At 62.6% G+C, this 22,319-nt stretch carries 21 protein-coding genes and 3 tRNA genes; 4 read left to right on the top strand and 20 right to left on the bottom strand.

The annotated features are described in order from the left end of the window. Nucleotides 1–113: 113 nt before the first annotated feature. The 12 genes from rpoB to tuf form a co-directional block, all read right to left on the bottom strand. A complete protein-coding gene (gene rpoB, locus AC0NIL_RS18695) occupies nucleotides 114–4,250 on the bottom strand; it encodes a DNA-directed RNA polymerase subunit beta (RefSeq protein WP_013531414.1) in 4,137 nt (1,378 codons plus the stop codon). Nucleotides 4,251–4,501: 251 nt separating this feature from the next. Next, nucleotides 4,502–4,879 (bottom strand): 50S ribosomal protein L7/L12, encoded by a 378-nt coding sequence (gene rplL / locus AC0NIL_RS18690; RefSeq protein ID WP_013531413.1) that lies wholly within the window; start codon nucleotides 4,877–4,879, stop codon nucleotides 4,502–4,504. 54 nt (nucleotides 4,880–4,933) lie between these two features. Next, nucleotides 4,934–5,452, bottom strand: coding sequence for a 50S ribosomal protein L10 (rplJ, locus tag AC0NIL_RS18685; protein ID WP_013531412.1), 519 nt, complete (start codon nucleotides 5,450–5,452; stop codon nucleotides 4,934–4,936). A gap of 392 nt (nucleotides 5,453–5,844) precedes the next feature. Next, nucleotides 5,845–6,543, bottom strand: coding sequence for a 50S ribosomal protein L1 (rplA, locus tag AC0NIL_RS18680; protein ID WP_013531411.1), 699 nt, complete (start codon nucleotides 6,541–6,543; stop codon nucleotides 5,845–5,847). A 4-nt stretch (nucleotides 6,544–6,547) separates the two neighbouring features. Continuing rightward, complete coding sequence (rplK, locus tag AC0NIL_RS18675; protein ID WP_013531410.1) at nucleotides 6,548–6,976, bottom strand: 50S ribosomal protein L11; 429 nt, start codon at nucleotides 6,974–6,976, stop codon at nucleotides 6,548–6,550. Between the two features lie 157 nt (nucleotides 6,977–7,133). Further along, a complete protein-coding gene (gene nusG, locus AC0NIL_RS18670; protein WP_013531409.1) occupies nucleotides 7,134–7,661 on the bottom strand; it encodes a transcription termination/antitermination protein NusG in 528 nt (175 codons plus the stop codon). A 27-nt stretch (nucleotides 7,662–7,688) separates the two neighbouring features. Beyond that, a complete protein-coding gene (gene secE / locus AC0NIL_RS18665; RefSeq protein WP_013531408.1) occupies nucleotides 7,689–7,892 on the bottom strand; it encodes a preprotein translocase subunit SecE in 204 nt (67 codons plus the stop codon). A gap of 394 nt (nucleotides 7,893–8,286) precedes the next feature. Continuing rightward, nucleotides 8,287–8,362, bottom strand: a tRNA-Trp gene (locus AC0NIL_RS18660). Nucleotides 8,363–8,442: 80 nt separating this feature from the next. After that, nucleotides 8,443–8,994, bottom strand: a complete 552-nt coding sequence (locus AC0NIL_RS18655) for a putative glycolipid-binding domain-containing protein (RefSeq protein WP_013531407.1) — start codon at nucleotides 8,992–8,994, stop codon at nucleotides 8,443–8,445. Nucleotides 8,995–9,023: 29 nt separating this feature from the next. Beyond that, nucleotides 9,024–9,506, bottom strand: a complete 483-nt coding sequence (locus tag AC0NIL_RS18650; RefSeq protein WP_013531406.1) for a group II truncated hemoglobin — start codon at nucleotides 9,504–9,506, stop codon at nucleotides 9,024–9,026. A gap of 102 nt (nucleotides 9,507–9,608) precedes the next feature. Further along, the gene (locus AC0NIL_RS18645) at nucleotides 9,609–11,249 is read right to left on the bottom strand and encodes a COG3904 family protein (RefSeq protein WP_473573962.1); all 1,641 of its coding nucleotides are present in this window, start codon (nucleotides 11,247–11,249) and stop codon (nucleotides 9,609–9,611) included. 153 nt (nucleotides 11,250–11,402) lie between these two features. Continuing rightward, nucleotides 11,403–12,578, bottom strand: a complete 1,176-nt coding sequence (gene tuf / locus AC0NIL_RS18640) for an elongation factor Tu (protein ID WP_013531404.1) — start codon at nucleotides 12,576–12,578, stop codon at nucleotides 11,403–11,405. Between the two features lie 312 nt (nucleotides 12,579–12,890). Here tuf and AC0NIL_RS18635 point away from each other — a divergent pair, with 312 nt between their 5' ends. Then, nucleotides 12,891–13,778 carry a DMT family transporter gene (locus tag AC0NIL_RS18635; protein ID WP_064993614.1) on the top strand — a complete coding sequence of 296 codons (888 nt, stop codon included), beginning with the start codon at nucleotides 12,891–12,893 and terminating at the stop codon, nucleotides 13,776–13,778. Between the two features lie 132 nt (nucleotides 13,779–13,910). Here the strand turns inward: AC0NIL_RS18635 and AC0NIL_RS18630 are convergent, their stop codons facing one another. Then, nucleotides 13,911–14,168 carry a GlsB/YeaQ/YmgE family stress response membrane protein gene (locus tag AC0NIL_RS18630; RefSeq protein WP_013531402.1) on the bottom strand — a complete coding sequence of 86 codons (258 nt, stop codon included), beginning with the start codon at nucleotides 14,166–14,168 and terminating at the stop codon, nucleotides 13,911–13,913. Nucleotides 14,169–14,300: 132 nt separating this feature from the next. Here AC0NIL_RS18630 and AC0NIL_RS18625 point away from each other — a divergent pair, with 132 nt between their 5' ends. Continuing rightward, nucleotides 14,301–14,765 (top strand): YidB family protein, encoded by a 465-nt coding sequence (locus tag AC0NIL_RS18625; protein WP_024505802.1) that lies wholly within the window; start codon nucleotides 14,301–14,303, stop codon nucleotides 14,763–14,765. A gap of 76 nt (nucleotides 14,766–14,841) precedes the next feature. Here AC0NIL_RS18625 and AC0NIL_RS18620 read toward each other — a convergent pair. Next, nucleotides 14,842–14,915: transfer RNA gene (locus tag AC0NIL_RS18620), tRNA-Gly, on the bottom strand. Between the two features lie 89 nt (nucleotides 14,916–15,004). Continuing rightward, nucleotides 15,005–15,089 (bottom strand) — tRNA-Tyr (locus AC0NIL_RS18615). A 198-nt stretch (nucleotides 15,090–15,287) separates the two neighbouring features. Here AC0NIL_RS18615 and rlmB point away from each other — a divergent pair. Then, nucleotides 15,288–16,136: a 23S rRNA (guanosine(2251)-2'-O)-methyltransferase RlmB gene (gene rlmB, locus AC0NIL_RS18610; RefSeq protein ID WP_473574336.1), complete on the top strand. Its 849-nt coding sequence runs from the start codon at nucleotides 15,288–15,290 to the stop codon at nucleotides 16,134–16,136. Between the two features lie 107 nt (nucleotides 16,137–16,243). Here rlmB and AC0NIL_RS18605 read toward each other — a convergent pair whose 3' ends face one another. From AC0NIL_RS18605 to gcl, 3 genes are all read right to left on the bottom strand, one after another. Continuing rightward, complete coding sequence (locus AC0NIL_RS18605) at nucleotides 16,244–17,161, bottom strand: 2-hydroxy-3-oxopropionate reductase (protein ID WP_473574337.1); 918 nt, start codon at nucleotides 17,159–17,161, stop codon at nucleotides 16,244–16,246. Nucleotides 17,162–17,320: 159 nt separating this feature from the next. Further along, nucleotides 17,321–18,118, bottom strand: a complete 798-nt coding sequence (gene otnI, locus AC0NIL_RS18600; RefSeq protein WP_473574339.1) for a 2-oxo-tetronate isomerase — start codon at nucleotides 18,116–18,118, stop codon at nucleotides 17,321–17,323. Between the two features lie 26 nt (nucleotides 18,119–18,144). Next, nucleotides 18,145–19,926 (bottom strand): glyoxylate carboligase, encoded by a 1,782-nt coding sequence (gcl, locus tag AC0NIL_RS18595; protein WP_063170247.1) that lies wholly within the window; start codon nucleotides 19,924–19,926, stop codon nucleotides 18,145–18,147. 214 nt (nucleotides 19,927–20,140) lie between these two features. Here gcl and bhcR point away from each other — a divergent pair, with 214 nt between their 5' ends. Further along, the gene (gene bhcR / locus AC0NIL_RS18590; protein ID WP_024505797.1) at nucleotides 20,141–20,962 is read left to right on the top strand and encodes an HTH-type transcriptional regulator BhcR; all 822 of its coding nucleotides are present in this window, start codon (nucleotides 20,141–20,143) and stop codon (nucleotides 20,960–20,962) included. On the opposite strand, the gene AC0NIL_RS18585 is transcribed toward bhcR, so the two are convergent. Together AC0NIL_RS18585 and AC0NIL_RS18580 are read right to left on the bottom strand one after the other, a co-directional pair. Beyond that, nucleotides 20,963–21,322 carry a hypothetical protein gene (locus AC0NIL_RS18585; protein WP_013531395.1) on the bottom strand — a complete coding sequence of 120 codons (360 nt, stop codon included), beginning with the start codon at nucleotides 21,320–21,322 and terminating at the stop codon, nucleotides 20,963–20,965. It lies immediately after the preceding gene. A gap of 189 nt (nucleotides 21,323–21,511) precedes the next feature. Next, nucleotides 21,512–21,817, bottom strand: a complete 306-nt coding sequence (locus AC0NIL_RS18580) for a BA14K family protein (RefSeq protein WP_013531394.1) — start codon at nucleotides 21,815–21,817, stop codon at nucleotides 21,512–21,514. Nucleotides 21,818–22,319 lie beyond the last annotated feature (502 nt).

Here is a 22,319-nt window from a genome sequence, read left to right as displayed (position 1 = left end):
GCCACTGGCCGTCGAATTCTTCCTGGTTGAGCATGATCCTGTCCGAAAACCGGTAGCCACTTTTCGGGATCATGCTCGAGGCGCGCCGCGGACAGCCGTGGCGCGCCATCGCCTTACTCGGCCGCGTCGGGCAGCCGGACAGGGTTGTCGTCGAGCTTGGTGTTCTCCAGCTCGACGTTGAGGCCGAGAGACCGCATTTCCTTGACGAGAACGTTGAAGCTCTCCGGGATGCCGGCCTCGAAGGTGTCGTCGCCACGCACGATCGCCTCGTAGACCTTGGTACGGCCGGCGACGTCGTCGGACTTCACCGTCAGCATTTCCTGCAGCGTGTAGGCGGCGCCGTACGCTTCCAGCGCCCAGACCTCCATCTCGCCGAAGCGCTGGCCACCGAACTGCGCCTTGCCGCCCAGCGGCTGCTGGGTGACGAGCGAGTACGGACCGATCGAACGCGCGTGGATCTTGTCGTCCACGAGATGGTGAAGCTTGAGCATGTAGATGTAGCCCATCGTCACCTTGCGATCGAACGGCTCGCCCGTGCGTCCGTCATAGAGCTGCGACTGACCGCTGCTGTGCAGGCCCGCCTGCTCCAGCATGATGTTGATGTCAGCCTCATGCGCGCCGTCGAACACCGGGGTCGCGATCGAGACGCCGCGGCGCATCTGCTCGCTGAGGCGAACGATGCTCTCGTCGTCATAGTCGCGAACCGGCTCGTTGCGGTCGTTGGCCGGGATGAAGCTCTCGAGCGTCTTGCGCAGCGGCTTGATGTCGCCCGCTGCCTTGTACGTGTCGATCAGCTCGCCGATCTTCCTGCCCATGCCCGCACATGCCCAGCCCAGATGCGTTTCCAGGATCTGGCCGACATTCATGCGGCTCGGCACACCCAGCGGGTTGAGCACGATATCGGCATGCGTGCCGTCCTCGAGGAAAGGCATGTCCTCGACCGGAACGATCCGCGACACGACACCCTTGTTGCCGTGACGGCCGGCCATCTTGTCGCCGGGCTGCATCTTGCGCTTCACGGCCACGAAGACCTTGACCATCTTCATGACGCCCGGAGGCATTTCGTCGCCGCGCTGGACCTTCTCGACCTTGTCCATGAAACGCTGCTCGAGCGCCTTCTTGGAATCGTCGTACTGGCCACGCAGCGCTTCCAGTTCGCTCTGGAGCTTTTCGTTCTCCACGGCAAACTGCCACCACTGCGAACGCGGATACTCGTCGAGCGTATCCTTGGACAGCGTCGAGCCCTTCTTGAAGCCCTTCGGTCCAGCGATCGCTTCCTTGCCGACGAGCACGTCGGAAAGACGCGCGTAGACGTTACGGTCCAGAATGGCCTGCTCGTCGTCGCGGTCCTTGGCGAGGCGTTCGATCTCCTCGCGCTCGATCGCCATGGCGCGCTCGTCCTTCTCCACACCGTGGCGATTGAAGACGCGCACCTCGACGACGGTGCCGAATGTGCCCGGAGGCATGCGCATCGAGGTGTCGCGCACATCGGACGCCTTTTCGCCGAAGATGGCGCGCAGAAGCTTCTCTTCCGGCGTCATCGGGCTTTCGCCCTTCGGCGTGATCTTGCCGACCAGGATGTCGCCCGGCTGAACTTCCGCACCGATGTAGACGATGCCGGCTTCGTCGAGGTTCTTCAGCGCTTCTTCCGAGACGTTCGGGATATCGCGCGTGATTTCCTCCGGTCCAAGCTTGGTATCGCGCGCCATGACCTCGAACTCCTCGATGTGGATCGAGGTGAAGACGTCGTCGGCGACGATGCGTTCGGACAGGAGGATCGAGTCCTCGTAGTTGTAGCCGTTCCACGGCATGAACGCGACCAGCACGTTGCGGCCGAGCGCCAGATCGCCGAGCTCGGTCGACGGACCGTCGGCGATGATGTCGCCCTTGTTGACCCGGTCGCCCATGCGAACCAGCGGGCGCTGGTTGATGCAGGTGTTCTGGTTCGAACGCTGGAACTTCATCAACCGGTAGATGTCGACGCCGGACTTGCCCGGATCGAGATCTTCGGTGGCGCGGATAACGATACGCGTCGCGTCCACCTGGTCGACGATGCCGCCGCGGCGGGCACCGATGGCGGCGCCCGAGTCACGGGCGACGATCGGCTCCATGCCGGTGCCGACGAACGGCGCCTCGGCGCGCACCAGCGGCACGGCCTGACGCTGCATGTTCGAGCCCATCAGAGCGCGGTTGGCGTCGTCGTTTTCCAGGAACGGGATCAGGGCCGCGGCCACCGACACCATCTGCTTGGGCGACACGTCCATCAGATCGACGTTTTCGCGCGGCGCCATCATCACTTCGCCGGCGCTGCGGCAAATGACGAATTCGTCGACGAAACCACCGTTCTTGTCGAGTTCGGCGTTGGCCTGCGCGACGTGGTGCTTGGCCTCTTCCATCGCCGAGAGATAGACGACGTCATTGGTCAGCTTGCCGTCGACGATCTTGCGGTACGGGCTCTCGATGAAGCCGTACTTGTTGACGCGTGCGAAGGTGGCCAGCGAGTTGATCAGACCGATATTCGGGCCTTCCGGCGTCTCGATCGGGCAGATGCGGCCGTAATGCGTCGGGTGCACGTCGCGCACTTCGAAGCCGGCGCGCTCGCGGGTCAGACCGCCCGGTCCAAGCGCCGAGAGGCGGCGCTTGTGGGTGATCTCCGACAGCGGGTTGGTCTGGTCCATGAACTGCGACAGCTGCGAGGAACCGAAGAACTCGCGCACGGCGGCAGCCGCCGGCTTGGCGTTGATCAGGTCCTGCGGCATGACCGTGTCGATCTCGATCGAGGACATACGCTCCTTGATCGCACGCTCCATGCGCAGCAGGCCGACGCGGTACTGGTTTTCCATCAGCTCGCCGACCGAACGCACGCGGCGGTTGCCGAGATTGTCGATGTCGTCGATCTCGCCCTTGCCGTCGCGCAGTTCAACCAGCGTCCTGACCACGGCCAGGATGTCGTCCTTGCGCAGCACGCGCACGGTGTCCTCGGCCTTCAGTTCGAGGCGCATGTTCATCTTGACGCGGCCGACGGCCGACAGATCGTAGCGCTCGCTATCGAAGAACAGCGAGTTGAACATGGCTTCGGCGGTTTCAAGCGTCGGCGGCTCGCCGGGGCGCATGACACGATAGATGTCGAACAGCGCGTCCTGGCGGCTCTCGTTCTTGTCGACGTTGAGCGTGTTGCGGATATAGGCGCCGACATTGACGTGGTCGATGTCGAGAACCTTGATCTCCTCTTCGCCGGTGCCGAGCAGCACCTTCAGCGTCTTCTCGTCGATCTCGTCACCGGCCTCGAGGAAGATCTCGCCGGTGGCGTAGTTGACGATGTCCTCGGCCAGATAGTTGCCGAGCAGGTCCTCGTCGGTCGCCTTGATCGCCTTCAGACCCTTTTCGCCAAGCGCCCGTGCCTGGCGTGCGGTGATCTTCTTGCCGGCCTCGACGACGACTTCGCCGGTATCGGCATCGACCAGGTCGCCGACAGCCTTGAGGCCGCGGAAACGCTCGACGTTGAACGGAATGCGCCAATGGTCGCCGGCACGCTTGTAGGTGATCTTGTTGTAGAAGGTCGACAGGATCTCTTCGCCGTCCATGCCGAGCGCCATCAGCAGCGACGTCACCGGAATCTTGCGGCGGCGATCGATGCGGGCGTGCACGACGTCCTTGGAATCGAACTCGATGTCGAGCCACGAACCGCGATACGGGATGACGCGCGCGGCAAACAGAAGCTTGCCCGACGAGTGCGACTTGCCCTTGTCATGGTCGAAGAAGACGCCCGGCGAACGGTGCATCTGCGAAACGATGACGCGCTCGGTGCCATTGACGATAAAGGTGCCGTTCAAGGTCATGAGCGGCATGTCGCCCATGTAGACGTCCTGCTCCTTGATGTCCTTGATGGACTTGGCGCCGGTATCCTCGTCGATATCGAACACGATGAGGCGCAGCGTCACCTTGAGCGGCGCGGCATAGGTGAGGTCGCGCTGACGGCATTCGTCAACGTCGAATTTCGGTCCTTCGAACTCGTACTTCACGAACTCCAGCATGGAGGAGCCGGAAAAATCGGAGATCGGGAAGACCGACTTGAAAACGGCCTGCAGCCCCTCGTCCGGACGCCCACCCTTGGGCTCCGCCACCATCAGGAACTGGTCATAGGATGCCTTCTGAACCTCGATCAGGTTCGGCATCTCCGCAACTTCCGGAATCTTTCCGAAGAACTTGCGTACGCGTCTGCGGCCATTGAAAGTCTGGGTCTGGGCCATCGTCGCTCCTTAGCTCTAAACTCGGGACGAGCCTCGCCGCGGCTCGCCTTGCATACTGGGCCACCTTGGCGGCAACCCTCTGTCTGTTTTCCCGGCGCCTGTCGGCGGCCGGCTAGAACGGGAGAAAACCCGTTTCCTGAAGGCCGGTTTTCGGCCCTCAGGAAAGAGGTTCTCGCAAATCTCGCGTTACGCGCTCTCCCTTCGGGCGAAGGGAGTGGCGGACGGCGCGAGGCCGCCCGCCGCTTTTACGCTTACTTCAGTTCGACCTTGGCGCCGGCTGCTTCCAGCTGGGCCTTGAACTTGTCAGCGTCGGCCTTGGAAACGGCTTCCTTGACCGGCTTCGGAGCCGCTTCAACCAGATCCTTGGCTTCCTTGAGGCCCAGACCGGTGATGGCGCGGACTTCCTTGATGACGTTGATCTTCTGAGCGCCTGCGTCGGTGAGGACGACGTCGAATTCCGTCTTTTCCTCGGCCGGAGCAGCAGCGGCCGCAGCGCCGCCAGCAGCGGCAACCGCCACCGGAGCAGCGGCGGAAACGCCCCACTTTTCTTCCAGAAGCTTCGACAGCTCGGCCGCCTCGAGGACGGTCAGCTTCGAAAGGTCGTCTACGATCTTTGCGAGATCAGCCATTGTTGTGTTCCTTCATAAGGTTCGAACGTGTGTTTGTGATAGCGAGGAACGGCCTCATGCCGCCTCGTCCTTCCGGGCGTAAGCGCCAATGACGCGCGCGACCGAGGCCGCTGGCGCATTGACGATCTGGGCGATCCGGGTTGCCGGCGTGGCGATCATGCCAACCAGCCTGGCGCGCAGCTCATCGAGCGACGGAAGTGTGGCGAGTGCCTTCACACCGTCGGCATTGAGCGAGGTGGTGCCCATTGCGCCGCCGAGAATGACGAGCTTGTCATTTCCCTTGGCGAAATCGGACGCGACCTTCGGCGCCGCAATCGGATCCTCCGAATAAGCAATCAGCGTCTGTCCCTTGAACAGCTCGATGATCGATGCGGAGTCCGTGCCCTGAAGAGCGATTTTGGCGAGACGGTTCTTCGCGACTTTGACGGTGCCACCGGCAGCGCGCATTTTCGACCGAAGGTCGTTCATTTGCGCGACGGTGATACCGGCGTAGTGGGCCACGACCACTGAACCTGCGTTCGAGAACGCACCGTTCAGGCCCGTGACGAGTTCGCGTTTTTCCGCTCTGTCCACTGCCTATCTCCAGTTGACCCCAATCCTGTTAACGGGAACATCCCATTGACGAGGACAGGCGTCGGGTTGCCTTTTGTCGACCGGGCCATCCAGTAACGGATCTCCCGAACGACGCTCGAGGATCCTGCCCCCTTTCGCCACATCGACAGTCAAGCCGGCGATGCGCAGACAAAAGGCAAACACGGTTCGAACCTTTCATTGGAGCAATCGCTCCGTTGTCCGGTCTTCACCCGTCTCATGCAGGCCCAAATCGAATTAAGGCTTCTGGGCCGCCTGCAATCTCGGACAGGATGTCCGGAAACCTTTCGGCTTCCGGTACCGGGCCGCCGACAAGTCGGAGGTCCGGAATTCACTTGCGGATCAGCCGCTTGGCGGCCGATCCAAATGTCGTATCAGGACGCGTTGAGCGTCGCGACGTCGAGCTTGAGGCCCGGGCCCATCGTCGAGGTGACCGACACCTTCTTGACGTAGTTGCCCTTGGCGCCAGTCGGCTTTGCCTTGGTCACCGCATCGGCGAAGGCGCGGATGTTCTCTTCCAGGGCCTTGACGTCGAACGAGACCTTGCCGACGCCGGCATGGACGATGCCAGCCTTCTCGACACGGAACTCGACGGCGCCGCCCTTGGACGCCTTGACGGCGGCGGCAACGTCGGTGGTGACGGTTCCGACCTTCGGGTTCGGCATCATGCCGCGCGGGCCGAGCACCTTGCCCAGACGGCCGACCAGCGGCATCATGTCCGGCGTGGCGATGCAGCGATCGAAATCGATCGTGCCCTTCTGGACGATGTCGACCAGATCCTCGGCACCAACGATGTCGGCGCCGGCGGCGCGCGCTTCGTCGGCCTTGTCGCCACGGGCGAACACGGCGACACGTACCGAGCGGCCGGTGCCGTTCGGCAGGTTGACCACGCCGCGGACCATCTGGTCGGCATGGCGCGGGTCGACGCCGAGGTTCATGGCGACTTCGATGGTCTCATCGAACTTCACCGAGGAACGGTCCTTGAGCAGCTTCAGCGCATCACCCAGGGCATAAGCCTTGTTGGGATCGATGCCTTCGCGGGTCTTCGATACACGCTTTGCAATCTTTGCCATGATCTTAGCCCACCACTTCCAGACCCATCGAGCGGGCGGAGCCCTCGACCATGCGCATGGCCGCTTCGACGTCGTTTGCGTTCAGGTCTTTCATCTTCGCGGTGGCAATCTCGCGGACCTTGTCACGCGAAACCGTACCGGCCTTGACCTTACCCGGCTCCTTGGAACCAGAGGTCAGGTTCGCCGCCTTCTTCAGGAAGTAGCTCACCGGCGCCGTCTTCATGACGAAGGTGAAGGACTTGTCCTGATAGTAGGTGATGACAACCGGAACCGGCGATCCCTTTTCCATTTCCTGGGTCTGCGCGTTGAACGCCTTGCAGAACTCCATGATGTTGATGCCACGCTGACCAAGCGCCGGGCCGATCGGGGGAGACGGCGTAGCCGATCCCGCTTTCACCTGGAGCTTGAGCTGGCCTGCAATTTTCTTAGCCATCTCTTTTCCTGCCTTTGTCTATGCCGGTCATGCCGGCGGTTGCAGTCTGGTGGTGCGATCCATGCGGCCGGCTAAAGCCGCATTCGTCTCCCACCGTTCTCAGGCCGCGCTTCCGCGCCGCCTCCCCTGATCGCCAAACCGGCTTCAGGATTTCGGATCAGCCCTTTTCGACCTGCCCGAATTCCAGATCGACAGGCACGGCGCGCCCGAAGATCGAAACTTCCACCTTGAGCCGCGCCCGCTCCTCGTCCACTTCCTGGACGAAACCGTTGAACGACGCGAAGGGACCATCCGAAACGCGGATCGCTTCGCCGATCTCGAACGTGACCGAGGGCTTGGGCCGCTCGACGCCTTCCTGGACCTGGTTCAGGATGCGCTGCGCTTCCGCCTCGGTGATCGGCACCGGCTTGGAGTCACCCAGGAAGCCGGTGACCTTCGGCGTGTTCTTGACCAGCGAGAACACGGCATCGGTCAGATTGGCCTTCAGCAGCACATAGCCCGGGAAGAACTTGCGCTCGGCATCGACCTTGCGGCCGCGGCGAACTTCGACGACCTTCTCGGTCGGAACCACGATCTGGTGGATGTCGGCAGACAGGCCCTTCTGCTTGGCCTTGTTCTCGATATCCTCGGCGACCTTCTTTTCAAAGTTCGAATAGGCGTGGACGATGTACCAGCGCGCGGTCATTTCAAGACTTCTCCGTAATCGCCGGACTTAGCGTCCGATGCCCAGAATCTGTTCGACCGCGAGGCCCATGAGCTGATCAGCGGTGAAGAAAAAGATCATCGCGATCACTGCGAAGGCCAGAACCATCACCGTCGAGATCATCGTTTCGCGCCGCGACGGCCAAGTCACCTTGGCGGTCTCCGCGCGAACCTGCTGGAGAAAGACGAAAGGATTTGTGGTTTTCGAAGCCATATGCCGCTCTGTCTTCAAGACCCGTTGGCCGGGTCTCCTGGATGATCCCGCTGGCCGGGACGTGCCGCCTGAGCGAATTTCGCGCCGAATCAGCGCAATCATTTCGCCCATGCAAATCAGACGCGTAAAGCCGGTTTCCCAGCTCCACGCGTCGCGTGTCTGTTTCGTCTACATAAAACCGATTCTTGATCCACGCAAGTGGCAAGTCTCCGCTTTATGACCAAACACCGCCTCGGAACCATCCAGTCGTTCCGTCCCGGCTATGGCGCTCTTATGCCCCAATCGACCCTATATGGCAAGCGGGTCGCCGATTTTCAAAGGCCGGACCATGGAAATATCGTTTTGAACGCCATTCCGAAACGGCGAGACATTGGGTTGAATGCCATTCAGGGAATGGCACGGGCAGCAGGGCTCGAACCTACGACCTGCGGTTTTGGAGACCGCCGCTCTACCAACTGAGCTATGCCCGTACGTGCGCATGTCGGCGCAGCAGGCGCTTCCTAAAAGCTTCCGCACGCTCTGTAAAGAGCGGTTTGCATGCAAACACGCCTTAACCTCTGCGCCAGAAATCGGGATAGTCGACAACCAGCCCGTTGCGGTCGATTTCAAGTTCCCGCCTGAAGTCGCTGGCGCGCGATTCATAGAGATATCGCCTGCCCTCTTCGAGGCATGTGTAGCGCTGCGGGTTGGCGACGACCGTGAGGGCGGGGAAGTCGATGAAGGCAGTGGTTATCTCGGCACTCTGCCCGGCGGAAAGTTGCAATCGCCGGATCGGCAGCGTGTTGGTGAACGGCGTGATGGTCAGGTCGGGATCGAAAATGCCGTCGAGCTCCGGCATAGGCAGGCCGTCCCTGGTCCAGCGACCATCGCCATCGGCGGCAAGAACAAGCGTGCGGCCGCTACCGATCATATCGACAACGACACGCCTGGCGTGCCAGCCGACATCGCAAGCGATGCGGTAACGGACGGCAAAAGGCGTTTGCCCGGAGCAGACTGCGACAGAGTCGGCCGAGACCTCCCCTGCCCGCTCCTGCAGCACCAAATGTTCGAGACCCGGTCCGTCCCACTCGCGCCAACGTATGATCTTCACATCTTCCGGCATCAGCCCAACACCTCCATGGCGACTGGACGCTAGTTTGTACCCGGTGGCTGATAGGGGCCGCCCGGCACACCCCAGCCCCAGGCCGGCATCGGTTCCGTCTGCGGATCGCAGGTTTCGCCGAGATTGGAGTTCATCTTGGCCAGGCGCGATCCCCATTCGACATAGCCCATGAAGGCCGAACGGAATTCCGGATCGTCAGGCAGGCCGACCGCGTCGGCGGCATCGGCCAGGAGGCTGATCCAGCGGCGGCGCTGCTCCTCGGTGAGATGCTTGCCCAGATGGTGCATGACCATCTCGCGGTGGCCGCCGAACTGCTCGCTGTAGGTCTTCGGTCCGCCGAAAACCTCGCCGATGAAGGCCGCGACATGGGCGGGGTGATCCGGCGACATGGTCTTGAACACCGGCCCGACGATCGGGTCCTGCGCCACCTTGTCATAGAAGGTCTGGGTGAGCCGGTTCAAAGCCTCGCTGCCGCCGGCCCATTCGTAGAGTGTCGGGATATCCTGGCCCATTCTCGATCCTCCGCCTGCCTGAAGCCGCCAGCAGCGACGATAGCGGAAAAATCGAAAGCGGCTCAACCTGCCTCGATGGCCAGTTTCGGGCTCCGTCGCCCACTACAATTTGGCCGGCGCGTCAGCCTCGGCATTGGCGGAAGGCCGGATCCGGCAATTCTCGGGTCTTGGCACCGCCTCGCAAATGGTCGCACCGGTCAGCGCGTCGACCGATTGCAGGCTCGTCGTCAGGCCAACCTTCAGCATCATGTCGGGTTCCAGCCGGCGCTCGACCGAGCGCCGCTCGATCGCCGCGAACAGGGCGGAACTGATCGCCATCTCCTCCAGGTAAGCCTTGACCATCAGCTTTTGCCCCATCGGGTAGAGGCTAAGTCGCGCCTGGGGACCGACAAGCCGCCTGATGCCGCCGGCAAGCATGAACGCGCAGGCCGAATCGCACTCCACGCCCGCATCGATGCTCAGCCCGGCATAGGCGCCCTCCTTGGCCAGGCAATTCCACGCTCCTGGGTCACAGCCGACAAAATCGGTGCGGCCAACGGCGACGTCGAGCTTCTTTTCATGGATAAGCCGTCCCGCCGCCAGGGCACTGAACAGGTCGCCTCCCTTCGAGCTGATCACGACAGGCAGTTGCCGTTTGCCGAGCGTGGCGAGCAGCTGGCGCAGCTTCTGCGGGGTCTGGGGGGTGATCGCGCCTTCCGCCGAGATCCATTCCGGGCAGTCTGGATTGCAGAGCGGATTGGTGCCGCGAACGACAACGAAGCGCATGTCTTCATCGCGCCGCGCCGCCTCGGGTTCGATCGCTGGCGGAGTAGGCCTGGCCGCGGTCGCCATCAGGCCACCAGGCTTGTTCCCCGGCACCTCCCGGCAATTCGTGGCCAGGCGGCCGGGTTCGCACAGGCTCGCCGCGGTCAACAGGCCCACGGCGTCCGTGCTGGTGACCAGCTTCATCGCCAGCATGTCATCGAGGGCGATCTGGTGGATTTCGCTGGCCGGGGTGCCCTTCATCGTTTCGAGCATGCTTTGTTCGATGCCCATCTGGTCCAGGTAGGCCGCCAGCTTTTTCTCCACCGACTTGCTCATTTCGTAGGTCTTGTAGCTGCCGGCGTTCTTGCGGCTGACGATCTTCGTGTTGAGGATCTTCTTCTTGCCCCCGACGATCCGGTAGGTGGTCCGGTATTGCAATTTCGTGCGGATGTAGGTCGTGGTGATCTGATGGACGCCGAGATAGGCCCATTCGCCAGCCACTCGCCTGATGCCGCCGGCAAACATCAGAGGACAGGCGGAATTGCACATGGCGCCATAGTCGATGACATCGCCGAAGTAGCGGGCGTCACGGTCCTGGCACCCCTTCGCGTCGGGCTGGCAGCTGGAAAACACCGTCTTGCCGATGGCGATATCGAGCTTGTTCTTGCGGATCAGCCGGCCAAGCGTCAGCGCCGCCTCGACATTGCCGCCGGGAGAATCCACGACAACAGGCAGTTTCCGCCCGCCAAGCGTCTTCAGCATGCGTTTGAAGAGCGCCGGAGTTCCGGCTTCTATGGAGCCCTCGGCCGATATCCATTCCGGACAGATCGGCTCGCACCCCGCTGCGTTGCTGCGGACAATGCCGAACCGCATCGTCGGCCCAAGATCCGGCGCCGCATCCGCCGCGAAGGCTGCCGGGCCTGTGGCAAGCAACGCAATCAGCCAGGTCAGAGCCAGCGGCCACAATGCCCGACGATGAAAATACCGCCTTGGAACCATTTGGAAAAAGCCCCTTGATGCAACCTATACTAGACGAGGTCCAGAGCCTTGCAACAGGCTTCGGCCGACGGGGCGGCAGCCGATAGCCCGGCAAACGAAAAGGGCGGCCCGAAGACCGCCCTTTCTTGTCGATCCGGCGAATGCCGGGCTCGGTTATTCCTTGATGGTGACGACGATGCCGGCACCGACGGTGCGGCCGCCTTCACGGATAGCGAAGCGCAGCTTCTCTTCCATGGCGATCGGCACGATCAGCTCGACATCGACCGTGATGTTGTCGCCCGGCATCACCATCTCGGTGCCTTCCGGCAGCGACACGATGCCGGTCACGTCGGTCGTGCGGAAGTAGAACTGCGGACGGTAGTTGGTGAAGAACGGCGTGTGACGGCCACCTTCGTCCTTGGTCAGGATGTAGGCTTCGGCCACGAACTTCTTGTGCGGCTTCACCGTGCCCGGCTTGGCCAGAACCTGGCCGCGCTCGACACCTTCACGATCAACGCCGCGCAGCAGCGCGCCGATGTTGTCGCCAGCCTGGCCCTGATCGAGCAGCTTGCGGAACATTTCCACGCCCGTGCAGGTCGTCTTGGTCGTCGGACGGATGCCGATGATTTCCAGCTCCTCGCCGACCTTGACCACGCCGCGCTCGACGCGGCCAGTCACCACCGTGCCGCGGCCCGAGATCGAGAACACGTCTTCGATCGGCATCAGGAACGGCTTGTCGAGCGGACGGACCGGCGTCGGGATGTAGGCATCGACCGCAGCCATCAGCTCGCGGATCGCGTCTTCACCGATCTTCTTGTCCGAGTCTTCGAGAGCAGCCAGAGCCGAACCCTTGACGATCGGAATGTCGTCGCCGGGGAATTCGTTCTTGGTCAGAAGCTCGCGAACCTCGAGCTCGACCAGTTCGAGCAGCTCGGCGTCGTCGACCTGGTCGACCTTGTTCAGGAACACCACAATCGACGGCACGCCGACCTGACGGGCCAGCAGGATGTGCTCGCGGGTCTGCGGCATCGGGCCGTCGGCAGCCGACACGACCAGGATCGCGCCGTCCATCTGCGCGGCGCCGGTGATCATGTTCTTCACATAGTCGGCGTGGCCGGGGCAGTCGACGTGAGCGTAGTGGCGGTTGGCCGTCTCGTATTCGACGTGAGCCGTCGAGATCGTGATGCCGCGCGCCTTCTCTTCAGGGGCAGCGTCGATCTGGTCGTAGCGCTTGTATTCGCCAAAATACTTGGTGATCGCCGCCGTCAGCGACGTCTTGCCATGGTCGACGTGGCCAATCGTGCCGATGTTCACGTGAGGCTTGTTACGCTCGAATTTACCTTTTGCCATTGTCTCTTTCCTTGGACGGCCCGGATCTTCAGTTCGGTCGAAGACCTTCAGTTCAGTCGAATGCGGGGCGATTAGCGACAAAGGCCAAAAAACACAAGCGTCTTTTGGCCGGGTGCCGTCTCACTCAGTCCGAACCATCGATCCGATTGCGGGGATGTGGCGCTGATATAGGAAGGCTCCGGGCAAAATGAAGGGGTAGCGGGCCGACCGATCGAGGCCGCGAAAGCGCCGGCTTGCTTGCCCGGCCCTGTCTGAATCATGGCCAGGCCATGGACCATTGCCGCCGCCATCCGCCTCTGATCTTGTGGCCGGATGCATTTCATCCCTGCCTCTGTCCGCGGCCCGCTGTTTATGATCGTCTCGACGGGGTCGTATCTCGTCAACGATACAATGATGAAGCTCGCGACGGCGGGCCTGCCGTCTTATGAGGTGCTGTTTCTGCGGGGTGCCGCGGCGGCCCTCTGGGGCTTCCCGCTGCTGTTCGCGCTGGGCTACGGCAAGCAGATCCCGCTGATCTTCGACAAGCGCGTCCTGAGCCGGAACGTGCTCGAGCTGGCGGCGATCCTTTGCTATGTGGTCGCGCTCGCCAACATGCAGATCGCCGATTCCACCGCGCTCGGCCAGATCACGCCGCTCTTGATGCTGGTTGGCTCCTCGATCCTGTTTGGCGAGCGGATCGGCGGCCGGCGCATGGCGCTGATCGGGCTCGGCTTCGTCGGCGCGCTGATGGTGGCGCAGCCGACCATGCAAGGCATTTCGGTCTATGCCCTGCTGGCGCTCGGCAACGCAGCCCTTGCAGCGGCGCGCGACCTAGCCGGCCGGCGGGTCTCGGCCGAGGTGCCGGGGATGATCGTGGCGATTTCCGCCGTCGTGGTGGTGCTGATCGGCGCCGGCGCCGCGCATCTTGTTTCCGAGCGCTGGGTCATGCCCGGGGCGCATCACCTGCTGCTGATGGCAGGTGCTGGATTTTTCCTGATCTTCGGCCACTTCTTCATCTTCATGGCCTATCGCGTCGGACCGACCAGCGCCGTGGCGCCGTTCTACTATTGCTTCACCGTCTGGGCGGTCATTTCGGGCCTGCTGGTGTTCGGGCAATTCCCCAACACATTGGCGGTCTGTGGCATCCTGCTGGTCGTCGGCAGCGGGCTGACCATCGTGTCGCTGGATCAGCGCCAGCGCCGGTTGGCCGTCGTCGCCTAGCCTCGTTTCATTGCGGGAACGCCGATCTTTATTTTCGCCGCCCCGATGCCATAGGCAAGCCACAGCCGGGCACACCGGCCTGAAGCCGGCCTTGCCTTCAGAAACTCGAAACCTCAGACGATCCGCAGGCGCCTAAAGCGTCCGCCTTGCGCTGAACTGATGGTAGGCCCACAGAACAACCACCGCCCCGATGACGGCAACGATCAGGCTGTAGATGTTGAGACCGGTGACGCCAGATGCGCCGAAGGCACTGAAGATCAGCCCGCCGACGATGGCGCCGACGATGCCCAGCACGATATCCATTATGACACCCTGGCCGGTCTTGTTGACGATCTTGCTGCCTATGAAGCCGGCGACCACGCCGAGAATGATCCAGCTGATGATACCCATTTTTTCCTCTCCATCCCCTCGCCAGCCGAACATTTTCATATGATTGTCAAAACCTCAAGCCAGCTTGAAATTCCGCCCGAATGCTTCATTGTTGAGGAGGGGTCGGGCCTTGGTCGCTATGGAGGATCCACGATGGGACTTTTTGACAACGCCGTTCCCGGCGGCAACATCACCAAACCTCTGATGATCGCACTCGGCGCATTGCTGGTCGGCAAGATGCTGAGCGGCAGAAGTGCCGAAGAGCCAGAACAGTCTCCCGTGCCCGCTCCGACCGCCCCCGTCCCGACGGAAACCACATCCGCCGACGGTGGCCTGCTGGGCGGCCTGGGCGGACTGCTCGAAAAGCTCCGGGACGCCGGTCACGGCAACACCGCGGACTCCTGGGTCGGAACGGGCCAGAACCAGTCGATCAACGCCAACGATCTTGGCGCCGCGATCGGACCGCAGATCATCCGCGAGATCGCGCAACGGACCGGACTGGACGAGCAGGAACTGCTCAAGCAACTGTCCACCGCCCTGCCCGGCATCGTCGACAAGCTGACGCCGAACGGCCAGGTGCCGCAGCAGCACCAGGTCGCATCCGCGTTCAACAGCTGACGCGGCGCAGCCACGACAATTGGAGCGCTGCGCTTCGTGCGCAGTGCCTCGGCTTGCCGGTGATGGGATGAGTGTCTGGAGCGGGTAGCGGGAATCGAACCCGCATATTCAGCTTGGAAGGCTGCTGCTCTACCACTGAGCTATACCCGCGCCTTACCTGAAGTACCGGATTCATCCGAAAAGCGCCATGCACTTTTCGGTCCGATTCTTGTCGCGTTTCAGGGCTTCCGGGCCGGCAGTGGTGGAGAGGGTTGGATTCGAACCAACGTAAGCTAAGCTAACGGATTTACAGTCCGTCCCCTTTAACCACTCGGGCACCTCTCCAGTCTGCCGCCGGAGCCATGCAACGAGGCATTCACGCCGATCCGGACCCGAGTTATGTGTTCTCCGAAACCAGCGCAGCGCCTTATGGCGGCAAGGCCATTGGGTGTCAACCGCGCAGCCAGCGTTTTTCGATGTTGTTCGCCGGCTGTGACGGCGGGCCATATCCTTGGCCGGAGGACACCGCTATAGAAGCCAGCCATGAGCGATAAAACCAACACCCCCAAAGACACCCATTACGCCAAGCTGCGCCGCGCCTATCGCGACGAGAAAAGCGGCGGCGCGCCGGCGTTCCGGCCTCGACAGCCGGTTCCGCCGGGCGAAAATGCCGCGGACGGACTGGTGCGGCTCTACGGCCTGCACACGGTTCGCGCCGCACTCGACAATCCGCGCCGCAAGATCAGGAAGATGCTGGTGACGCGCAATGCGGCCGAGCGCCTCGAAATCGCCGATCTCGCCGCCCTGCCCTTCAAGACGGAACTGGTCGAACCCAGGGATATCGACAAGATCACAGGGTCGGATGCCGTGCATCAGGGTGTGCTGATCGAGGCCGAGCCGCTTAAAGCCAAGCGGCTCGATGCGCTTGGTGACGCGAAGCTGGTGCTGGTGCTCGACCAGATCACCGACCCGCACAATGTCGGCGCCATCCTGCGCTCGGCGGTCGCCTTCGGCGCCGGCGCGCTGGTCACCACGGCCCGCCACAGCCCGCAGGAATCGGGCGTGCTGGCGAAATCCGCCTCGGGCGCGCTGGAGCACATCGACCAGATCGAGGTGAAGAACCTCGCCGAAGCGCTCGGCCAGCTGCACGAGGCCGGCTTTCGCACCATCGGGCTTGATTCGGACGCGCCGGCCGAACTCGAAAAGAGCTTTGCCGGAGAAAAGATCGCCCTGGTGCTGGGCGCCGAAGGCAAAGGCCTGCGCCAGAAGACCCGCGAGACGGTGACCACGCTGGCGCGGCTCGACATGCCCGGCGCCATCCATTCGCTCAACGTATCGAATGCCGCGGCGATCAGCCTTTACGTGGCACGGGCATTTTTGAAGCGCGGCTAAGCCAAAAAACCATCTCGACGAGAAACGGGTCCCGACAGACGCCGGAACCCGTTCTTCGATGGGCCAGGAGTTGGCGGCTTGGGAACGTTGCGCCGCCCTCTCCTGACCTATGCCGCTTTGCCCTGGGCGCCGGCTGCCTCGCTGCCGACCTCGAAATCGGCCATCCTCTCAAGCGCCCTGACCAGTGCCGAATGGTCCTCCTTGGCGCCGCCATTGGCCGCGCAGGCGTTGAACAGCTGCTGCGTGGTCGACGTGTTGGGCAGCGACACGCCGAGCGCTTTCGCGCCCTCCAGCGCGAGGTTCAGATCCTTCTGGTGCAGTTCGATCCGAAAACCCGGGGCGAAGGTGCGCTTGACCATACGCTCGCCATGCACTTCCAGAATGCGCGAAGCCGCCAGCCCGCCCATCAGCGCCTGCCTGACCTTGGCCGGATCCGCGCCGGCTTTCGAAGCAAAAACAAGCGCTTCGGCGACGGCTTCAATGGTCAGCGCAACGACGATCTGGTTGGCCACCTTGGTGGTCTGGCCAACGCCGTTGGGCCCGACCAGGGTGATGTTCTTGCCCATCTTCTCGAACACGGGCTTGGCGCGCTCGAAGGATTTCTCCTCGCCGCCGACCATGATGGTGAGCGACGCCGCCTTGGCGCCAACCTCGCCGCCCGAGACCGGTGCATCGAGATAGTCGCAGCCTAGATCGTTGATTTTCCTAGCAAAAATCTTGGTCTCGATCGGTGAGATCGAGCTCATGTCGATGACCAGCTTGCCTTTGGTCAGACCGGACGCGACGCCGTTCTCGTGAAACAGCACATCGGCGACCTGCGGTGTGTCGGGCACCATCAGAATGATGATGTCGGCGGCCTTCGCCACGGCAGCATGGCCGGTGACTGACGTTAGGCCCTTGGCGACGAGATCGGCTGAGAGTTTCGATCGATGGTCGCTGGCTATGACCCTGTGGCCCGCGTCCAACAGGTGCCCCGCCATCGGTGCGCCCATGATGCCGAGGCCGATGAAGCCGATGGTTTCCATTTTGGTTCTCCAGTTGCTTGTGTGAAACGCCCCCTCATCCGGCCGCTAGCGCGGCCATCTTCCCCCGAGGGGAGAAGAGAAGCCGACGTTGGTGCCTGTCTCTTCTTCCCGCCGGGGAGAAGGTGGCCCGAAGGGCCGGATGAGGGGGCGCGGCGTTGGCTAGGCCGCAGCACTTCCCTGCCTGGCTAATGCTTGAAACCACCCCAGCCCAGCCTCCGTCCCGGCCTTCGGCTTGTATTCCGCCCCGATCCACCCGGAATAGCCGATGCGGTCGATGTGCTCGTACAGGAAGGGAAAATTGATCTCGCCCGTCCCCGGCTCGTGACGGCCTGGATTGTCCGCAAGCTGGATATGCGCGATGCGGTCGAGGTTTACCTCGATGGTACGGGCGAGATCCCCCTCCATGATCTGCATGTGATAGATGTCGTATTGCAGGAACAGGTTCTTCGACCCGACACGGTCGATAAGCGCCAGCGCCTGGTCGGAATAGTTGAGAAAGAAGCCCGGGATATCGCGCGTGTTGATCGGCTCGATCAGCAGCCTGATGCCGGCCTGCTCCAGCTTTTCCGCCGCGAAGGCGAGGTTTTCGGCAAAGACGTCCTCCAGCACCTTGCGATCGGCGCCGGCGGGCGCGATGCCGGCCAGGCAATTGACCTGCTGGCAGCCGAGCGCCTGCGCGTAGGTGATCGCCTTGGCGATGCCCTGGCGGAATTCCGGCACGCGGTCCGGCAGCACGGCAATGCCGCGCTCGCCCTTGCCCCAGTCGCCGGCCGGCAGGTTGAACAGCACCTGGGTCAGGCCGTTCTTCTTCAGCCGGGCGGCGACGGCATCGGGCGCATGGTCATAGGGGCCGATATATTCGACGCCCTTGAAGCCGGCGCGGGCGGCGGCATCGAAACGGTCGAGGAACTCATGCTCGCCAAAGAGCATCGAAAGATTGGCTGAAAAACGCGGCATTCTTTTTCTCCTTTTCTCCGCCAAGCCTAATCCAGCATGACGATCGACGTCGGCGCATCTTCGTGGCTCTCGGCAAGCTCCTCGAATTCGGTGATCTTGTCGATCTCGGTGCCCATCGAGATGTTGGTGACGCGTTCGAGGATGAATTCGAGGACAACCGGAACCCGGTGTTCTTTCATCAACCGCTGCGCCTCCTTGAAGGCACCGGCGAACTCTTCCGGCTTGCGCACCCTGACCGCCTTGCAGCCCATCGCCTCGGCGACGGCAACATGGTCGACGCCGTAGCCGGCCTCGGGATCGCCTGCCCGGTTGATGTTCTCGAAGGCAAGGTCGACCTCGAAGTCCATCGAAAAGCCGCGCTGCGCCTGGCGGATCAGGCCGAGATAGGCGTTGTTCACCACGACATGGAGATAGGGCAGCTTGTGCTGGGCGCCGACCGCCAGTTCCTCGATCATGAACTGGAAATCATAGTCGCCCGACAGCGCCACGATGGTCCGGTCGGGATCGGCGGCGCGCACGCCAAGGGCAGCCGGCAAGGTCCAGCCGAGCGGGCCGGCCTGGCCGCAATTGATCCAGTTGCGCGGCTTGTAGACATGCAGGAACTGCGCGCCGGCGATCTGCGACAGGCCGATCGTGGTGACGTAGGTGACGTCGCGGCCGAACGCCTTGTTCATCTCCTCATAGACACGCTGCGGCTTCAGCGGCACCTGGTCGAAATGCGTCTTGCGCTTCATCGTCTTCTTGCGAGCCTGGCATTCCTTCGCCCAGCCGGACCAGTCGCGCAGTCTGCCTGCCGTCTTCCACTCGGTGGCGACGTCGAGCAGCATCTTCAGCGCAGCACCAGCATCCGAAACGACGCCGAGATCCGGCGCGAAGACACGGCCGATCTGCGTCGGCTCGATGTCGACATGGATGAATTTTTTGCCCTTGGTATAGACATCGACGGAGCCGGTGTGACGGTTGGCCCAGCGGTTGCCGATGCCGAAGACGAAATCGGCTTCCAGCATCGTCGCATTGCCATAGCGGTGCGAGGTCTGCAGCCCGCACATGCCGGCCATCAGCCGGTGGTCGTCGGGGATCGCGCCCCAGCCCATCAAGGTCGGGATGACCGGCACGCCTGAAATCTCGGCGAATTCGATCAGCAAATCCGACGCATCGGCGTTTATGATGCCGCCGCCGGCGACGATCAGCGGCTTTTCGGCGGCGTTGAGCATCGTCAACGCCTTTTCGGCCTGGGCGCGCGTCATGGCCGGCTTGAACGGCGTCAACGGCTCATAGGCATCGATGTCGAATTCGATCTCGGCCAGCTGGACATCGACCGGCAGGTCGATCAGCACCGGACCCGGCCGCGACGAGCGCATCAGATGAAAGGCCTTCTGCAGCGCCATGGGGACGAGATAGGGCTCCATGACCGTGACCGCCCATTTGGCGACCGGCGCGGCAATGGCTGATATGTCGACGGCCTGGAAATCCTCCTTGTTCAGCCGCGCCCGCGGCGCCTGGCCGGTGATGCACAGGATCGGAATGGAATCAGCGGCGGCCGAATAGAGCCCGGTGATCATGTCGGTGCCGGCCGGACCCGAAGTGCCGATGCACAGGCCGATATTGCCTGCCTTGGCCCGGGTAAAGCCTTCCGCCATGTGCGAGGCGCCCTCGACGTGACGGGCAAGCACGTGGCGGATCGTTCCCCTCGCCTTCAGCGCCGAATAGAACGGATTGATCGCCGCGCCCGGCACGCCGAAAGCGCAGGAAATGCCTTCCTTTTCGAGAACGAGAACCGCGGCATCGACAGCGCGCATCCTGGCCATTTTCCAGCCCTCCACGGGTTTGTCATTGTTGGATTGGCTGAGGATGCCAGCACGTCGGCTATTTTTCAATTTTTTCAGAATATTTTTTCATTTCTAGAAAACGACGGCTATACGCTGATTTTGTTGGATTTTCCGTTTTCCAGCAATTCGGCCGGCGATATCAGTGAAAAATTTTTTCATTGTGCATTTGGCGAAATCGGTCGAGAATGACGCCATGGAAACCACGGAAAAACGCCAGCGCGGCCGGCCGCGCGCTTTCAATGGGCCCTCGGAGGCCAGTTCGGTGCAGTCGCTCGATCGGGCGCTGCGGATCCTGGCCATTGTCGCGGAAGGCAGCGGCCTGTCGCTGAGCGAAATATCGGCGCAGAGCGGGCTTGCCGCCTCCACCGCCTACCGCATGCTGACGACGCTGCAAAACCACGGAATGGTCGAATTCGACACATCAGACCAGCTGTGGTCGATCGGCGTCGAGACCTACCGCATGGGCGCGGCCTTCCTGCGCCGCCGCAAGCTGGTCGACCGCGCGCGTATCGTCATGCAGGAGCTGATGGAGAGAACCGGCGAGACCGCCAATCTCGGCGTCGCCGAGGACGATTGCGTGGTCTTCGTCAGCCAGGTCGAGACGCATCAGGCGATCCGCGCCTTCTTCCGGCCGGGCACGCGCAGCCCCTTCCATGCGTCGGGCATCGGCAAGGCGGTGCTGGCGCATCTCGAGCCGGAGCGCGTCGGAACCATCCTGCGCAAGGCAGGCCTGCAGCGCTTCACCGACAGGACGCTGTCCGACATTTCGGCGCTTGCCCACGATCTGGCGCGGATCAAGCTGCGCGGCTGGTCGGTCGACGACGAGGAGCGGCACCCCGGCATGCGTTGCGTGGCAGCCGCCATCTTCAACGAATTCGGCGAGCCGATCGGCGGCGTTTCCGTGTCGGGGCCGACGGTGCGGGTGACGCCGGAGCGGCTGGCCGAGATCGGCCCGCTGGTGCGCGATGCAGCAGCCGAGGTGACCAGGATGATCGGCGGCGTGCGAGCCGGCTGATCAGCCCGCCCCGGGCAGCGCGCTCCTGGTCGCGATATCGAAGAAATCGAGAAGGATGGCCATGCCGACGCCGCAGGCGGTGAATATCAGGCCGGCCATGAAGATGCGGTTGGCGCGTTCATAGATGCGCCGCTGCAGGCATTTCGTGTCGAGCAGCAGCGAGAGCGCCCGCATCTGCAAGGCAATGCCGGCCAGGATCGGCAGGACGGCGACAAGATGGTAGGTCTGCCACGGGATCGGGTTGGCGGCCCAATGGGTGATGAAGCCCAGCGAAAACGCCAGCAGGATGCCGACGGTGGTGACGGTGCCGTTGCGGAAAACCGTTTCGACCAGGTCTTCCCTGGGGTCCTGCTCGTCCAAGGGTCTCTCCCCGCGTTTCGCGGTCCAGGATAGACGCTCGGAAAATCTCTGTACACTGTCCGATCTGTCGCCGGACCAATCCCTTCAGTTCTGCGCTGAAGCGGCCGATGGAGCACGCACCGCTACCATCCAGACAACAGAAGAGGGGCTCGCATGGGCCCCTCTGTTGCTGAACGGGTCCTCCTCCCCTCAGAGACGGCAATAGTGGCGATATCCGTCGTGGCCGAGATAGGTATCGGAGTCTGCGTCGTAGCTGGCATAGCGATCGTAGCAGCGGCGGACATGCCACGAGCCACCGCCTTCGTCGACATAGACGGTGCGCGGCTGGGCGAGCAGGCTGCCGAGGACGAAGCCGCCGACGCCGGCAGCAATGCCGATGCCGATTTCGCGGTTGTGGTGATGGCTGTGGGCGGCCGAAGGCTGCACGGTGCCGGCCAGCGTGGCGGCGGCGACGGCGGTGGCGATAAGGCCGGAAACGAGTGTGTTCTTGAACATGACGATCTCCTTGCTTCGTTGACCGAGGCGATCCATCCGCCTCTTGATCATCTGTCGTCGCAGCCAGGAAAAAGGTTCGAACTTTTTTTGATTTTTCTGATATCCGGGAAATCGGATGGACCGAGGTCCACGCTGACGGCGACTGGAAGAGGTTGGAGAGGACGTTGATGCGGCCAATCTCCCCCACTTGCTGGGGCTACGCCATGCACATACCCGCTATGACTGGGGTGACTGATCGGCCCGAGGCCCGATTGCCGTGTGGGTCCCCCAATCCGTCGCTGCTTCGCAGCGCCACCTTCCCCCCTCCGGAGGGAAAGGAAAGGAGCGTTGCTGGGCGAGCGGTGGCTCGGCGAAGCCGAGACGGAGCGGGACCAGCACCGCATAGGCAATGCATGCGCCAAGCTGCCATGCACTCTATCGCCAAAGACCAGTTGCTTGGAAATGTGTGCATGCCGTAGCTTGCCGGGGATCAGCAGCTTTGCCGCCCTACTTCACAAGGTGA

It is taken from the genome of Mesorhizobium sp. WSM1343, from assembly GCF_055901535.1.
Note: the sequence above shows the minus strand (reverse complement) of the source record. Positions and strands in the feature narration are given on the sequence as shown.

Coding starts and splice junctions, on each gene's coding strand:
- tuf (WP_013531404.1), bottom strand. CDS start 12,578: ATGGCAAAAGGTAAATTCGAGCGTAACAAGCCTCACGTGAACATCGGC.
- rpoB (WP_013531414.1), bottom strand. CDS start 4,250: ATGGCCCAGACCCAGACTTTCAATGGCCGCAGACGCGTACGCAAGTTC.
- nusG (WP_013531409.1), bottom strand. CDS start 7,661: ATGACCGCGCGCTGGTACATCGTCCACGCCTATTCGAACTTTGAAAAG.
- bhcR (WP_024505797.1), top strand. CDS start 20,141: ATGGAAACCACGGAAAAACGCCAGCGCGGCCGGCCGCGCGCTTTCAAT.
- AC0NIL_RS18655 (WP_013531407.1), bottom strand. CDS start 8,994: ATGCCGGAAGATGTGAAGATCATACGTTGGCGCGAGTGGGACGGACCG.
- AC0NIL_RS18605 (WP_473574337.1), bottom strand. CDS start 17,161: ATGGAAACCATCGGCTTCATCGGCCTCGGCATCATGGGCGCACCGATG.
- AC0NIL_RS18650 (WP_013531406.1), bottom strand. CDS start 9,506: ATGGGCCAGGATATCCCGACACTCTACGAATGGGCCGGCGGCAGCGAG.
- AC0NIL_RS18645 (WP_473573962.1), bottom strand. CDS start 11,249: ATGGTTCCAAGGCGGTATTTTCATCGTCGGGCATTGTGGCCGCTGGCT.
- otnI (WP_473574339.1), bottom strand. CDS start 18,118: ATGCCGCGTTTTTCAGCCAATCTTTCGATGCTCTTTGGCGAGCATGAG.
- AC0NIL_RS18580 (WP_013531394.1), bottom strand. CDS start 21,817: ATGTTCAAGAACACACTCGTTTCCGGCCTTATCGCCACCGCCGTCGCC.
- AC0NIL_RS18630 (WP_013531402.1), bottom strand. CDS start 14,168: ATGGGTATCATCAGCTGGATCATTCTCGGCGTGGTCGCCGGCTTCATA.
- AC0NIL_RS18625 (WP_024505802.1), top strand. CDS start 14,301: ATGGGACTTTTTGACAACGCCGTTCCCGGCGGCAACATCACCAAACCT.
- rplK (WP_013531410.1), bottom strand. CDS start 6,976: ATGGCTAAGAAAATTGCAGGCCAGCTCAAGCTCCAGGTGAAAGCGGGA.
- rplL (WP_013531413.1), bottom strand. CDS start 4,879: ATGGCTGATCTCGCAAAGATCGTAGACGACCTTTCGAAGCTGACCGTC.
- gcl (WP_063170247.1), bottom strand. CDS start 19,926: ATGGCCAGGATGCGCGCTGTCGATGCCGCGGTTCTCGTTCTCGAAAAG.
- secE (WP_013531408.1), bottom strand. CDS start 7,892: ATGGCTTCGAAAACCACAAATCCTTTCGTCTTTCTCCAGCAGGTTCGC.
- rplA (WP_013531411.1), bottom strand. CDS start 6,543: ATGGCAAAGATTGCAAAGCGTGTATCGAAGACCCGCGAAGGCATCGAT.
- AC0NIL_RS18635 (WP_064993614.1), top strand. CDS start 12,891: ATGCATTTCATCCCTGCCTCTGTCCGCGGCCCGCTGTTTATGATCGTC.
- rlmB (WP_473574336.1), top strand. CDS start 15,288: ATGAGCGATAAAACCAACACCCCCAAAGACACCCATTACGCCAAGCTG.